9 protein-coding genes are annotated in these 15,656 nt (G+C 33.5%); 3 read left to right on the top strand and 6 right to left on the bottom strand.

Translation table 4 applies throughout. From position 1 onward, the window contains the following. The first annotated feature begins 1 nt into the window (after nucleotide 1). A complete protein-coding gene (locus EFREU_RS02050; protein WP_100609381.1) occupies nucleotides 2–736 on the top strand; it encodes a hypothetical protein in 735 nt (244 codons plus the stop codon). Between the two features lie 144 nt (nucleotides 737–880). Here the strand turns inward: EFREU_RS02050 and EFREU_RS02055 are convergent, their stop codons facing one another. Further along, nucleotides 881–2,056, bottom strand: a complete 1,176-nt coding sequence (locus EFREU_RS02055) for an aminotransferase class I/II-fold pyridoxal phosphate-dependent enzyme (protein WP_100609382.1) — start codon at nucleotides 2,054–2,056, stop codon at nucleotides 881–883. A 198-nt stretch (nucleotides 2,057–2,254) separates the two neighbouring features. On the opposite strand from EFREU_RS02055, the gene EFREU_RS02060 reads away from it, so the two are divergent. Then, the gene (locus EFREU_RS02060) at nucleotides 2,255–2,809 is read left to right on the top strand and encodes a lipoprotein (RefSeq protein WP_100609383.1); all 555 of its coding nucleotides are present in this window, start codon (nucleotides 2,255–2,257) and stop codon (nucleotides 2,807–2,809) included. A gap of 38 nt (nucleotides 2,810–2,847) precedes the next feature. On the opposite strand, the gene EFREU_RS02065 is transcribed toward EFREU_RS02060, so the two are convergent. Together EFREU_RS02065 and ffh are read right to left on the bottom strand one after the other, a co-directional pair. Then, the gene (locus EFREU_RS02065; RefSeq protein WP_100609384.1) at nucleotides 2,848–3,315 is read right to left on the bottom strand and encodes a 23S rRNA (pseudouridine(1915)-N(3))-methyltransferase RlmH; all 468 of its coding nucleotides are present in this window, start codon (nucleotides 3,313–3,315) and stop codon (nucleotides 2,848–2,850) included. After that, nucleotides 3,315–4,673: a signal recognition particle protein gene (ffh, locus tag EFREU_RS02070; protein ID WP_100609386.1), complete on the bottom strand. Its 1,359-nt coding sequence runs from the start codon at nucleotides 4,671–4,673 to the stop codon at nucleotides 3,315–3,317. The genes EFREU_RS02065 and ffh overlap by 1 nt, the downstream gene beginning before the upstream one ends. Nucleotides 4,674–4,800: 127 nt before the next feature. On the opposite strand from ffh, the gene EFREU_RS02075 reads away from it, so the two are divergent. Continuing rightward, nucleotides 4,801–5,172 carry a DUF488 domain-containing protein gene (locus EFREU_RS02075; RefSeq protein ID WP_100609387.1) on the top strand — a complete coding sequence of 124 codons (372 nt, stop codon included), beginning with the start codon at nucleotides 4,801–4,803 and terminating at the stop codon, nucleotides 5,170–5,172. 29 nt (nucleotides 5,173–5,201) lie between these two features. Here EFREU_RS02075 and rny read toward each other — a convergent pair whose 3' ends face one another. From rny to EFREU_RS02095, 3 genes are all read right to left on the bottom strand, one after another. After that, nucleotides 5,202–6,716, bottom strand: coding sequence for a ribonuclease Y (rny, locus tag EFREU_RS02080; RefSeq protein ID WP_100609389.1), 1,515 nt, complete (start codon nucleotides 6,714–6,716; stop codon nucleotides 5,202–5,204). Between the two features lie 148 nt (nucleotides 6,717–6,864). Further along, the gene (locus EFREU_RS02085) at nucleotides 6,865–10,248 is read right to left on the bottom strand and encodes a lipoprotein (RefSeq protein ID WP_100609391.1); all 3,384 of its coding nucleotides are present in this window, start codon (nucleotides 10,246–10,248) and stop codon (nucleotides 6,865–6,867) included. Between the two features lie 311 nt (nucleotides 10,249–10,559). Further along, nucleotides 10,560–15,587 carry a DUF7941 domain-family protein gene (locus EFREU_RS02095; RefSeq protein ID WP_100609395.1) on the bottom strand — a complete coding sequence of 1,676 codons (5,028 nt, stop codon included), beginning with the start codon at nucleotides 15,585–15,587 and terminating at the stop codon, nucleotides 10,560–10,562. Between the last annotated feature and the right edge of the window lie 69 nt (nucleotides 15,588–15,656).

Consider the following 15,656-nt stretch of genomic DNA (forward strand, 5'->3'; position numbering starts at 1 on the left):
AATGAAAAAAATAAATAAAGAATTTGAAAAAAAGAACTTGTCACTAGATTTAAAGGATTATCTCACTTTAACACAGAAAAAAGTCTTGATTAGTTTGGTTGTAGCCTCACTAACTTTTGTAGTTACTGGAGTAATCTTAATTTATTTATTAACGATTAGTCTTAATTCTTCAAACGACTCCCTAATTAACAAAATTACAATTATTCAATGCCTTCTTATTCTTCCTTGTCTAATCTCTTTTAACTATTCGTTATGATTAATGTCATTATTTATCAATATTAATAAATTAAAAAATAATCTTTCTGAGATTCATCATTGATCATTACCTAAGAAAAAGAAATATTTTAGAACTTTTATATTAGTAGCCAAAATAAATTTTTCGCGACGCAATATCATCGCAGTTATTCAAGAAACTCAAACAATTTTTCAAAAATATATCCTTGACGAATCAAACCATTTATTTGATTACTCCACAACGAATTATGTTTTTGAACCGGTTGTAGAAACCGCGACAATGTTTTTTAGTGATTTTTATATTTTTGATTTAATTGCCTTAGTTTTTTGACTCATCATTGGTTTTTTGCCAAAGACTTGAATTCGCCTAAAAAATGGTATCCATCTTAATTTTTTTAAAGCGAAAGCAAATGAAAATATCCAAAATAATTTTAGAACTATAAGCAGCAGTTTTCTCCAAACTTTAGGAATTAAAAAAGAAAGTGAAACGGTTAGTTATTAACCATCTAGCCGAATATGCCTAAACCGGACTTAATCGAAGAAACCGGAATTAGTAACCTAAATGATTATTAACCGAAAAATAGATAAAAATAAAAAACCAACTAGCTTGAAGAAACTAGTTGGTTTTTTATTTTTAAAACTTCTTTTATTTAAATATTTTTTTAAGTCCATTTAATAATTTTTGCATAGTCTTGAGGTCGGTACTGATGATGATTCTAAATCAGAAGTTTTCATAATCATAGAAGTCATCTGAAAATTGCACAATAACGCCATTATCTAAAAAAATTTTTTTTATTTTTGCTAAATCATCCGCAGACTTCACATTGAGCATTTTAATAGCCACACAAAAGCCTGTTTGGAGAGGAATTAACTCTAATGGTAAATTCGCTTTGGCTAAATAGTCCTTTAAAAATCTATAATTTTTCTCATGATTAACTTCCATTTGACGAATTCATTTGGTACCTTTGGGACTATAAACTGTTTTGACTAATTCTTGACTAAAAACATTAGGCGTCGTTAACCAAAGATTATGTAAATATTGGTGAAACTCAAGCTTTAGTTTTTCATCAGGAGTGATGACATAGTTAGAGTTTGTTCCTCCTAAATTAAAACCTTTTGATGGTGAAGAAATTACTATTAATCTATCTTGGTATTCTTTGTCAATCTTTAAGGCTGATTCAAAACCACTTCCCAACAAAGTCAGGTCAGAATGAACCTCATCAACAATAAAGTAAGTCTTATATTCATGGCAAAGTTTAGCAATAGCATTCAATTCTGCTAAACTTCATAGTTTGCCAGTTGGGTTTAAGGGATTACAGAAAATATATACCTTAGGGCGATTCCTAGCAAACAAACTTTCGATTTTTGCTAAATCTATAGTAAAGCCATTATCGGTTAAGGGAAGGTTGGCAAGAATTGCTGAACGGTTATTACTTTGACAAATTTTAACAAATGGTGAGTAAGCGGGCGTATTAACTAAAACTTTATCATTTGGTTTTGTACCGAATTCTAAAAAGAGAGCCATCGAAAAAATAACTCCAAATGAATAAGAAATCATTGATTTATCAATATTGGTGACCCCCTTAGTTTTGTCATATCACCAAATAATATTTTCAAAAAAGAGTGGATCCGGCAATCGGTAACTTAATGAGGGATTACGACTCAAAAATTTACATAAATTCTGGTCTACAAAAAAGGGACTATCATAATCAAAATCAGCTATATGTGATGGCACCACTACTTTTTTTACCCCATAAATTTCTTTTAAACTTTTTATATTCCTACGACGATCTAATAAGTTACTCCGATTGACAACTTTCATAAGTTTCCTTTCACCTTTTTACTTATTTGAATTGTGATTATTCCACAATCATTATAGTTATAAAGTGTCTCGGAGTTTAAAAAATCGGTTAATTTGGTTATAAAAGTGATAGTCATAACAATCTAATCGTGATTTATTTATTATTTAATTTTCCTTAACTTTCTTAAGTAAAATAATTAATAGAAAAGGATAAATAATATGAAAAAATTATTATCAATTTTAGGAGCTACCGGTTTAGTAGCTACCACAAGTGCCACAGTTGTTTCATGTGGCGAAAATAATCAAAAAACAGCTCTAGATGAAGCTCTAGATAATTTAGAAAATTTGATTAATAGTTATATGCAAATAATTACTAATGATATGAAATCTGATGACTTAAAAAAGGAAGCTCTAAGTTATCTATTACTTATTTCCACAAAAACCGTAAATATTCCTGTTGGACAAGAGTTAAAATGAACTAACTTGCTTTCAAAAGCTCTTGACGCGAAAATGGCAGAAATAATCATGCAAGATGAAAATTGCTGAAAATCAGCCGATATTGAGGATCACAAAAAAGAATTTGGAAAATTTGATTTAGTATCCACAATTAGCTTAGGTTATGATACTTTGTTTGATTATAAACACGTTGATACTTTAGATTTAGAACAAGCCCTTGAAAAGGCTGCAAAAGATTTATCAGAAATTCACGATGATGATTATTATCATCACGAGGCCCAAGATTTACAACTTTTAATTAATGAATTGAGAAACTAGGAAACTATATAAATAAAAATCACCGTCAAAGGTGATTTTTATTTATGATAATTTTCATTACCCAAAATCTTAAAACTTCGGTAAATTTGTTCAAGCAGAATAATTCGACATAACTGATGAGGTAAAGTAAGTCTACCAAAAGCAACCTTATTATAGTGAGACGGAATTAATTGCCGATTAAACCCATCACTAGGACCAATCACAAAAACCATTTTTCCTGTAGTTTGGTTTTGGACTTTGCCAATTTCATTGGCTAACTCATCACTGGTTAAACAAGTAGCTGATAAGTCTAAAAACCAAACTTCATGACTACTATAAGCTTTTAGTTTATCGAGGCAAAGTTGTGTATTTAATTGTTGGTTTTTAGCCAAATTATATTTAGTTTCCTCTTTAAGTTCAATTGTTGTAATGTCGGCAAACCGGCTCAATCTTTTTAGGTATTCTTGCGCTGCTTCACGATAAAAACTTTGGTCAAGTTTGCCGAAAGCTAAAATAACAATCTTCATTAGAAACGATTAAAACCTTTACCCTTTAAAGCGTTTAAGTTAGGTAATCGACCACTCTTAACGCTTTTAGTCATTTCAATTACTTGCTTCTTCCCTTTTTCGAAACTGGTAATTAATTCATTAAATTCTTTTTCTGAACGTCCAGATCCCTTAATAATACGTTGTTTCCGGGTTAAAGCCTTTAAAAGACGTGGATCACGACGTTCTTTTAAGGTCATTGAATCCATTAAAATAGTAAAAATGGCTAGTTTTCGTTGTCCGTCAGCAATTTGTTGTTCGGAAATTTTATTAGCCCCGGGAATCATCTTTAGCAAACCACCGATGCTCCCCATCTTGGCCATTTGTGCCATTTGGTTACGTAAGTCTTCCATATCATATTGCCCCATAAACATTCGGGTCATAGTTTTTTGGATTGAACGTTCATCAATATTTTCCATGGCACGTTCATAAAGAGTAGCAATGTCACCCATCCCCAGAAGACGATCTGCCATTCTTTTTGGATAAAAAGCTGCTAACGCCTTTGGCCCTTCACCCTCACCAATAAATTTGATTGGTAAATTGGTTAGGTAACGAATTGATAGTGTTGCTCCCCCACGGGCATCACCATCTAATTTAGTAATGATGACACCAGTTAATTTTAATAGTTTGTTAAATTCATTGGTCACATTAATAATTTCTTGACCACTCATTCCATCAACGACCAAAAGGGTTTCGCTTGGACTAGTGATTTTTCGTAAATCATTTAGTTCTTCCATTAAAGGCTTATCAATTTGTAAACGCCCAGCCGTATCAAAAATAATTAAATCATGACCGTTTTTTTCAGCAAATGCTAAAGCTTGTTTGGCTGTTTTACGCGGATCTTGTGTTCCTTGTTCAAAAACCGGAATCCCACTAGCAGCGCCTAATTCTTTTAATTGATCAATTGCTCCAGGACGGTAAATATCCAAACCAACTAGTAATGGTTTTTTCTTTTCTTTTTTCTTTAAGAGGTTTGCTAATTTATTAGCGGTAGTAGTTTTTCCTGATCCTTGCAAACCAACTAATAAAATAGTGGTTGGTTTTTTAGTAAGATCTATTGGTGATAAGCTTTCACCTAAAATAGTTACAAGTTCATCATGAACCAATTTCACCATTTGTTGTTGCGCATTAACACCTTCATTAATATAGCCACCTAAAGCTTTTTCTTTAATCCGTTGGGTTAGCTCCTTGGCCACTTCCACATTAACATCGGCTTCTAGTAAAGTTAACCGAATTTCCTTTAAGGCCTCACGAATGTTTTCTTCAGTCATAGTAGACTTTTGCATGTTCTTTTCAATTGACCGTTTCATTCGCTTCGCGAAAAAGTCCCCAAAACTCATAGTTATTCTCTCCTTTTAATTTATTAATTATACCATTTTTCTATTTTCACTTTTAAAGCGCTTTAACACTTTTTTAGGACTATTAAGCGATAAAATTAAGTTATTAAAAGCCAGAGAAGGAGTCAAAATGGGTATTTTGCAAATTAAAAGAATTTACGATCCAGTTAGTCCTGATGATGGGAAAAGAATTTTAGTTGACCGTATGTGACCACGAGGAAAAACTCATGAAGAAGCGCATCTTGATTTATGAGCTGAAGACATTTCACCTTCTGCTCATATACGTGAAATTTATCATCACAATCCTGCCAAATACGATTGATTTGTCAAAGCCTATACTGAAGAATTAGAAAATAATCCAAAATTCCCTCCATTTGTTAACCAAGTTTGTCAATGATTAAAAAAAGGTAATGTCACTTTGCTTTATGCCGTAATTACTACTAATGAAAATAATGCGTTAGTTTTAGAACATGTTTTAAAAGAACATTTAAAAAATTGCTAATAAAAAACTTAGACAAATGTCTAAGTTTTTTATTTTTTGATTACTTTCACCAATCGGCGTTCACGAATGATGGTGATGGTGATTTCACCAGGAATAATAATATTTTCTAAAAGCTTATGTTTTACTTCTTCAATTAGGTTTTCTAACTCATGTTCACCCATCATATTTGGATCAACAATTACCCGAATTTGACGACCAGATTGAAAAGCATAAATTTTTTCAACTCCCGGAATCTCTTGGGCAATTTTTTCAATTTGGGTCATCCGGCGATAGAAATCGTCACTAGTATTATTACGAGCCCCCGGACGTGAAGCGCTGATACTATCAGCGATTGCCACAACGGCGGCAATCGTCGATTGTTTAGCCACGTCTTCATGATGGGCCTCAATAGCATTAATGACAATATCATCCTCGTTATATTGGCGGGCCAATTCGGCTCCCAAGGTTACATGACTTCCTTCTTCTTCAAAATCCACAGCTTTTCCGATGTCATGTAATAAGCCAGCACGAATGGCCGTTTGAATATCAAGACCTAATTCACTCGCAATTGCTCCCGAAATTTTCGCCACTTCCAAAGAGTGGTGAAGAGCGTTTTGTCCATAACTAGTACGATATTTTAAGCGGCCAACAAGTTTTACTAACGGAATCTCCATATCGAGAATCCCTAACTCCTGAAGTGCCTTTTGACCAGTTTCAAAAATGATACTTTCAATTTCCTTTTCTTGTTTTTTTAGTTCTGCTTCAATCCTTGCTGGTTGAATCCGACCATCGGCCACCAATTTTTCAAGAGCTTTAGTAGTAATTTCACGACGAATAGGATTAAAAGAAGAAACTGTTACAATTCCAGGAGTTTCATCAATTAAAATATCAACTCCTCCAAATTGCTCAAAGGTACGCATATTTCGGCCTTCACGACCAATCACACGACCCTTAATTTCATCATTTGGTAATTTAACGATGTTGGTTGTTTTTTCATTGACAATCTCAGTAGCATAGCGTTCCATGGCATTAACAATGATGTTAGTGGCCATTTCTTTTGCTTGGGCATGAGTTTCTAATTCGGCATTTTTTAAATAGGAATTAAGTTCTTTTTTATGTCTTAACTCCATTTGTTTCATTAAATTTTTGCGCGCTTCTTCTCGACTCATTCCCGAAATACTCTCTAAAAGAGAAATCATTTTCGAAGTTTTTTTCTCGTATTCTTTACTTCTTTTTTCCAAAGCTAATTCATAGCCATCAAGACGTTCTTGACGCATTTCTAAGAAACGTTCCTTTTTGGCGAGAGCACTTTCTTCATTATGAAGTTTTTCTTTTTCAAGGTTTAGTTTGTGAGTTCGTTTATCGCACTCATGATCAAACTCCAGTTTTAGTTCATTGACCTCGCGATAGCCTTTAGTCACAATTTGCTTCTTAAGTTGTTTAGCTTCTTTTTCGGCTTTTTTGACTAATTGGCGGCGTGATTTGGCAAAAGCGAGCCAAATTGATAACAATCCTAGAAGTAAAACCGCCACTCCAAGGATGATTAAAAAGATATTTTTAAGCATTTTCTAATCCTTTCTGATTAGAAAAACTGTGGTTGTATTCGCTACTCTATTTATTATAAAGAAAACTACCCAAAAGAAAATGAAGGCTTTAGATAAAGAAAAAATACCAACGATGTAGTTGGTATTTTTACAAATTATTTAGTTATTATTAAATGTCGTTTTTTACATGAAATTCAATAAATGCGGTGATGGTTTCTGTTTGTCCCTTTTCATTAGAGTAAACAAATGAAAGTTGATAATCAGTAGATTTATCATCGGAATCAGTTTTCACGAAATCTGTTCAATCTATATTAGCTATATTAAAAACATAACCTTTAAATAAATTAGTCATAGCCTCTTCGACTTGTTCAATTGCTAAATTTTTTAAATTATCTTTATTGGTATCTTCGACGTCGGATGGATTAAGGTCATTAACTTCTTCCCTGTTTTCCTCGTAATAATCACTCATCTTCTTCGACATTTCTTCTAAAGAAATAGTTTTATCCAGAGCACTAATAGTAACTTTTACTGAACCAGTATATTTAACAACACCATCAGCAGGAATGATTGTTGCTGAACCAACTACTCCTTCGCTCGCTTTAACTAAATCAGTTACTTGTAAATCAGTTGTTTTAAGTCCTGACTCAGGGTTTAAATCTAAGATTTTAGTAAGAATTGAAGTTGCATCGTTGGCTTCGTTTCCATCAACAGTAAGTTCGGTAAGTTTATCTTTGATGTCAATTTGTGCTAGAGCACTAATGGTAACTTTTACTGAACCAGTATATTTAACAACACCATCAACAGGAATGATTGTTGCTGAACCAACTACTCCTTCGCTCGCTTTAACTAAATCAGTTACTTGTAAATCAGTTGTTTTAAGTCCTGACTCAGGGTTTAAATCTAAGATTTTAGTAAGAATTGAAGTTGCATCGTTGGCTTCGTTTCCATCAACAGTAAGTTCGGTAAGTTTATCTTTGATGTCAATTTGTGCTAGAGCACTAATGGTAACTTTTACTGAACCAGTATATTTAACAACACCATCAGCAGGAATGATTGTTGCTGAACCAACTACTCCTTCGCTCGCTTTAACTAAATCAGTTACTTGTAAATCAGTTGGTTGAAGTCCTGACTCAGGGTTTAAATCTAAGATTTTAGTAATAATTGAAGTTGCATCGTTGGCTTCGTTTCCATCAACATTAAGTTCGGTAAGTTTATCTTTGATATCAATTTGTGCTAGAGCACTAATAGTAACTTTTACTGAACCAGTATATTTAACAACACCATCAGCAGGAATGATTGTTGCTGAACCAGCAACTCCTTCAGTCGCTTTAACTAAATCAGTTACTTGTAAATCAGTTGTTTTAAGTCCTGACTCAGGGTTTAAATCTAAGATTTTAGTAAGAATTGAAGTTGCATCGTTGGCTTCGTTTCCATCAACAGTAAGTTCGGTAAGTTTATCTTTGATGTCAATTTGTGCTAGAGCACTAATGGTAACTTTTACTGAACCAGTATATTTAACAACACCATCAGCAGGCTTAATGGTTGCTGAACCAGCAACTCCTTCAGTCGCTTTAACTAAATCAGTTACTTGTAAATCAGTTGGTTGAAGTCCTGACTCAGGGTTTAAATCTAAGATTTTAGTAATAATTGAAGTTGCATCGTTGGCTTCACTACCATCAACATTAAGTTCGGTAAGTTTATCTTTGATGTCAATTTGTGCTAGAGCACTAATAGTAACTTTTACTGAACCAGTATATTTAACAACACCATCAGCAGGAATGATTGTTGCTGAACCAACTACTCCTTCAGTCGCTTTAACTAAATCAGTTACTTGTAAATCAGTTGGTTGAAGTCCTGACTCAGGGTTTAAATCTAAGATTTTAGTAATAATTGAAGTTGCATCGTTGGCTTCACTACCATCAACATTAAGTTCGGTAAGTTTATCTTTGATATCAATTTGTGCTAGAGCACTAATAGTAACTTTTACTGAACCAGTATATTTAACAACACCATCAGCAGGAATGATTGTTGCTGAACCAGCAACTCCTTCAGTCGCTTTAACTAAATCAGTTACTTGTAAATCAGTTGTTTTAAGTCCTGACTCAGGGTTTAAATCTAAGATTTTAGTAAGAATTGAAGTTGCATCGTTGGCTTCACTACCATCAACAGTAAGTTCGGTAAGTTTATCTTTGATGTCAATTTGTGCTAGAGCACTAATGGTAACTTTTACTGAACCAGTATATTTAACAACACCATCAGCAGGCTTAATGGTTGCTGAACCAGCAACTCCTTCAGTCGCTTTAACTAAATCAGTTACTTGTAAATCAGTTGGTTGAAGTCCTGACTCAGGGTTTAAATCTAAGATTTTAGTAATAATTGAAGTTGCATCGTTGGCTTCACTACCATCAACATTAAGTTCGGTAAGTTTATCTTTGATATCAATTTGTGCTAGAGCACTAATAGTAACTTTTACTGAACCAGTATATTTAACAACACCATCAGCAGGCTTAATGGTTGCTGAACCAGCAACTCCTTCAGTCGCTTTAACTAAATCAGTTACTTGTAAATCAGTTGGTTGAAGTCCTGACTCAGGGTTTAAATCTAAGATTTTAGTAATAATTGAAGTTGCATCGTTGGCTTCACTACCATCAACATTAAGTTCGGTAAGAAGACTTTTTAGATCTTTTGTATTAATTTTATAATCAACAGCAATGCTATCTCTATATTTTCCATTTGCATTAGCAGTAACAAGTGCACCTGTTGGTGTAATGTCCGAAATTGTAAGATAAATAGCCTTTAAATTAATATCGGGATTTACTTCATTTATTCTAACCACGATTTCATTAGAATTTGGCAAATCATCAAATGTGCCAAGGTCGGTAACTTGAACTAAATCTTTCAAGGAATCTTTAAGTACGCTAAAAGTTACAGCAACCGAGCTCTCCGAATATAAATTATTTGCTGAGACTATAGCTTGAACAGTAGCTCCTGTCAACGTAATATCCGTAATAGTTGCTTCGTTGTTTAAATGAGCATTAGGATTTAAGGATTCTATCTTTTGGATTATTTCATTTTCGGTCGGTTCGTCATTAAATATGCCTAACGAAGTTTCTTTTATCACCGATGATAATGGTGTATTATCATTAAACTTTAAAGTGACTTTAACACTTCCCTTTAAAATAGATGATTCTTTTTTGGCTGTAACAACTAATTCAATTTCATTTGATTCACCAATTTTGATATTTCCAGATTCATCGATGAAGTCATCGATATTTGTTATAAAGTCATCGGTGTAATCGTTAAGTGCATATTCTGAGTTTTTAGCATTAATTTGCTCGCTAACATTTCTCTCAATATCATTAACAATATCTTTTAATTGCTCTGCAGTGTATACCTTGCTTTGAGGAATAGGTAATTCAATTGCTTTTAATTGCAGTTTTTGCAAATCTTGTTTGTTATCAGACTTATTGTCATTTGATTTACATGCAACTACTGGAACTGCGGCAGTAGCTGTAAAGCCAACGGCCGCTAATAAAGATAGTAAACGTTTCATGTGTTTCTCCTTTTTCTTTCAAGGTTATATTATAGTAAAAAAATGATTATATAAATGGTATGAAAAAAAGTTTCAAAAAGTAAAAAAATATACGCCAGGAATGGTTTTTTTTAAATTTTTAAATTTAAAAATTAAGACCAATCTATTTTCAAATCAAAAAATAAGAGTAAAATTTTACTCTTATTTTTTGATTTGAAAATTTTTAACCATGTTTTAAATTTGCCAATCACGCAATTACTTAGATTGACTTAAATTGGACTTTGTTTTAGGTTTTAACCAAGTTTAAAAGTGGTATCTAATAACGTCTGAAACTAAAGGGTTTTAATCGTAAAAACAACGTTTACCGATCCTTGGTAAATGCTCGATTTAGTAGCAGTTAAAGTGGCAAATGTATTGTTAGAGTTAACTACAATCGTAACATCACTAACATTTAAGTTAGCGTTGGGATTTTTAGCATTAACTGCAGCTATAATAGTGGCCGGATCAGTGTTATCAATCTCACCAAGCTCAAAATTAGTAATTACAGAATCTAGTTGTTCTCTAATGTTGAAAGTGACGTCTACCGAACCTTGATAATTACTGGTTTGTGTAGCAGTTAAAGTGGCATTATTTTCCCCTTTAACATCAATGGTAACATCCGTTTCCTTTAAGTTGACGTTGGGATTTTGTAGATTAACAGCCTCTAGAATAGTTGATAATTCATTGTTATTAATATATCCAAGGTTACGGTCAACAACTACTGTGTCCAAATCTTGTTTAATAGTGAACGTGACGTCTACCGACCCTTGATAGATGCTACTGGGATTGGCCGTTAGTGTAGCACCAGTCTTATCATTATTAACAACAATAGTAACTTCATCACTTGTTAGTTGAAAATCTTTATTAACTGCATTAACGGCATTCAAAATTGTTTCATCATCAGTGTTATCTAAAATACCAAGTGCCGTTACTTTAACTATCGAATCTAAAGTTGCCTTAATTGTAAAAGTGACGTTTACTGTACCTTCATAAGCACTTTCTTTAGTAGCCGTTAAGATTGCCTTATCCTGACTTCCGCCAATTTGAATTGTGACATCGGTGTCTTTTAAGTTGGCACTTGGGTTTTTAACATTAACAGCAGCTAAAATATTAGTAGAGTCTGCCTTATCTATAGGACCAAGATTTGTTACTTTAACTATCGAATCTAAAGTCGGTTTAATTGTAAAAGTGACAGTCACTGAGCCTTGATAGATACTAGATTGGGTGGCAGTTAAAGTAGCCTCATTATCTCCTATTATTTCAATATTAACATCAGAAGCTTTTAAGTTAGCGTTGGGGTTTTTAGCATTAACAGCAGCTAAAATAATGTCATCGGTTAAATTGTCGATGGCCCCAAGATCGCGATTAGTAACTACAGAACTTAATTGGGTTCTGACAGTGAAAGTAACAGTCACTGAGCCTTGGTAGACACCTGTTGAAGTAGCGGTTAAAGTAGCCTCATTATCTCCTGTTATTTCGATATTAACGTCAGAAGCTTTTAAGTTAGCGTTGGGGTTTTTAGCATTAACAGCAGCTAAAATAATGTCGTCGGTTAAATTGTCAATATCCCCAAGATCAAGGTTAGTAACTACTGAACTTAATTGAGTTCTGACAATGAAAGTGACATCAACTGAACCTTGATAGTTACTAGTTTCAATAGCAGTTAAAGTGGCACTACTATTGCTATTAACTTTAATAGTGACATCAATAGTGGTTAGGTTTAAACCACTATTGACTTGGTTAACAGCAGCTAAAATAGTGTTATTGTCAGCGTCATTTAATTTGCCAAGGTCAGTCACTTTAACTACTGAATCTAAAGCTATTTTAATTGTGAAAGTAACAGTCACTGAGCCTTGATAGAGGCTAGATTGTGTGGCAGTTAAAGTAGCACTATCATTTCCGATAATTTGAATATCAACATCTGAAGTAGTTAAACTAATACCATTGACTTGATTAACAGCAACTAAAATAGTTGTTGAGTCAGCTTTATTTATGGATCCAAGGTTTGTCTTTGACACTACTGAACTTAATTGGGTTCTGACAATGAAAGTGACATCAACTGAACCTTGATAATTACTAGTTTCGGTGGCAGTTATGGTAGCACTACTATTGCTATTAACTTTAATAGTGACATCACTTGTGGTTAGGTTTAAACCACTATTAACTTGGTTAACAGCTGCTAAAATAGTGCTACTGTCAGTGTCATTTAACTTACCAAGGTCTGTGGCTTTAACTACTGAATCTAAAGCTATTTTAATAGTAAAGGTAACAGTCACTAATCCTTGATAATTTCCATCAGGATTAGCAGTTAAAGTAGCACTTTTATTGTCATCATTAACTTTAATTGAAACATCAGCAGTGGTTAGTTTTAAACCGTTGGCTGCATTAACTGCATTTAAAATAGTTGCTTCGGAATTATTGTCAATATTACCAAGATTTAAGTTGGTAACTACAGAACTTAATTGAGTTCTAATATTGAAAGTAACAGATACCGAATCTTTATATATGCTAGTTTCGGTAGCGGTTAAATTAGCGCCATCTTGAGTCACATTGATGATGATAGTGACATCATTAGTAGTGAGGTTTAAACCTTTATTGGCTGCATTAACAGCAGCTAAGATAGTGGTGTTGTTAGCTTCATTTAACTTACCAAGGTCAGTCACTTTAACTACTGAATCTAAAGCTATTTTAATTGTGAAAGTAACAGTCACTGAGCCTTGATAGATACTAGATGAAGTACTAGTTAAAGTAGCACTCTTATTGTCAGTATCAATCGCAATCGTGACATCCGATGCTTTTAAACTAACATTAGTGTTTTTAGCATTCACTGCATCTAAAATAGTTTCATCATTGACTGGGTCCAAATTACCAAGGTCAGTGACTTTAACTACTAATTCCAACGTAGCTTTGATAGTGAAGGTCACTTCAACAGAACCTTGATAATTCCCATCAGGATTAGCAGTTAAAGTAGCACTCTTATCGTCGGGGTTAGTCACAACAGTTACATCATTGTTGGTTAGGTTTAAGTCGTTAACTGAGTTAACCTCAGCCAAGATAGTAGCTGAATCTGCCTTATCTATAGGACCAAGGTCAGTGACTTTAACTACTGAATCTAAAGCTATTTTAATAGTAAAGGTAACAGTCACTGAGCCTTGATAGATGCTAGATGAGGTACTAGTTAAAGTAGCACTACTATTGTTGATATTTTGGATATCAACATCCGAGGCATTTAAATTAATGCTATTGACTTGGTTAACAGCATTTAAAATGGTTGTGGCGTCAGCTTTGATTATAGGTCCAAGGTTTGTTTTTGTAACTACAGAACTTAATTGAGTTCTAACAATGAAAGTAACATTTACAAAACCTTTATAATTGCCATTCGGGGTTGCGGTTAATGTCGCACCATCTTTATTCTCATTAATAGCAATTGTGACATCATTATTGGTTAGGTTTAAACCACTATTAACTTGGTTAACAGCATTTAAAATGGTGCTATTATCAGTGTCATTTAACTTACCAAGGTCAGTCACTTTAACTACTGAATCTAAAGCTATTTTAATTGTGAAAGTAACAGTCACTGAGCCTTGATAATTCCCATCAGGATTAGCAGTTAAAGTAGCACTTTTATTGTCATCATTAACTTTAATTGAAACATCAGCAGTGGTTAGTTTTAATCCACTGTTTGCTTGATTGACAGCCGCTAAAATAGTGTCATCATCAGCATTATCTAAATTACCAAGCGCAGTAACTTTAACTACTGAATCTAAGGCTGTTTTTACAGTGAAAGTAACAGTCACTGAGCCTTTATAGAGGCTAGATGAGGTTGCAGTCAATGTCGCACCATCTTTATTCTCATTAATAGCAATTGTGACATCATTATTGGTTAGGTTTAAACCACTATTGACTTGGTTAACAGCATTTAAAATAGTGTTATTATCAGTGTCATTCAACTTACCAAGGTCTGTGACTTTAACTACTGAATCTAAAGTTATTTTAATTGTGAAAGTAACAGTCACTGAGCCTTGATAATTCCCATCAGGATTAGCAGTTAAAGTAGCACTTTTCTTGTCATCATTAACTTTAATTGAAACATCAGCAGTGGTTAGTTTTAATCCACTGTTTGCTTGATTGACAGCTGCTAAAATAGTGTCATCATCAGCATTATCTAAATTACCAAGCGCAGTAACTTTAACTACTGAATCTAAGGCTGTTTTTACAGTGAAAGTAACAGTCACTGAGCCTTGATAGAGGCTAGATTGGGTAGCAGTTAAAGTTGCGCCATTGTTATCGCTATTAACAGCGATCTGAACATCCGAAGTTTTTAAGTTCGCATCGGTGTTTTTCGCATTAACTGCCGCTAAGATAGTTGCATTGGCATTGTTATCAATATTACCAAGGTCAAGGTTAGTAACTACGGTACTTAATTGTTTTCTGATTGTGTAAGTAACGTCTATAGAACCTTGATAATTACTAGTTTCGGTGGCAGTTATGGTAGCACCATTATTGGCACTATTAGTAACAATCGTGACATCGGTTGTTTTTAAATTTGCTTCAGGGTTTAGTTGGTTAATGGCATTTAGAATAGTTTCATTAGTGGCGTCATTGACGAGTCCTAGTGAAGTATTAGTAATCACTTCACTTAATTGTTTTTTCCCCACAACTTTATAAGTAACATTTATTTGACCTTCATACAAACTATTATTAGAGTCAATAGCCTTAACTGTTGCCCCATTAAGATTGATTGATGAAGCAAGAACTTCAACCTCATCCTCATCAATAAGTGCTTGTGGGTTTAAGGCTGATAAAGCTCCAATAATGTCGCTTGCTGTTGGCTCAGTTTGGAATTCGCCCAAATTAGTATTATTGATGACACTTGCTAATTGCGTGTTGGGATTAAATTTTATAGTTGCATTAGTTTTTCCTGTCAATATCTTCGAATTTTGGTTAGCGGAAATATTGATTTGGATTTCACCTGAACCATCGATTTTAACAGTTTCGTCTGGTTTGATAAAATCGGCAATATTCGTGGTGAAATCATCAGTATAGTCAATCATATCTTGATTTTGAATGTTATTTTTAAACTTGGTATCTTCGTTAATTTGGTCATTAATATTTTGGGTCATCATACTGATAACAAAATTTGCTTGTTTGGAAGTGTAAGAGGTTGCCTTGGGTATAGGCAAATTGATTTGCCTTATTTGCAAAGTTCCTAAGTCTTTTATACCTGAATTATTTGTATTTGTTTTACAACAAGCCACGACGGGCACTGCGGTAGTGGTTGTAAAACCAATGGCCGTTAGTAACGTAAGTAAACGTTTCATGGAGCTCCCTTTTTATTTTGAATTGGCATTATATTAAAATATAAAAAATTATAAATAGTGAAATAGTTA

Source organism: Entomoplasma freundtii, assembly GCF_002804205.1.
Taxonomy (GTDB): Bacteria; Bacillota_I; Bacilli_A; order Mycoplasmatales; family Mycoplasmataceae; genus Williamsoniiplasma; species Williamsoniiplasma freundtii.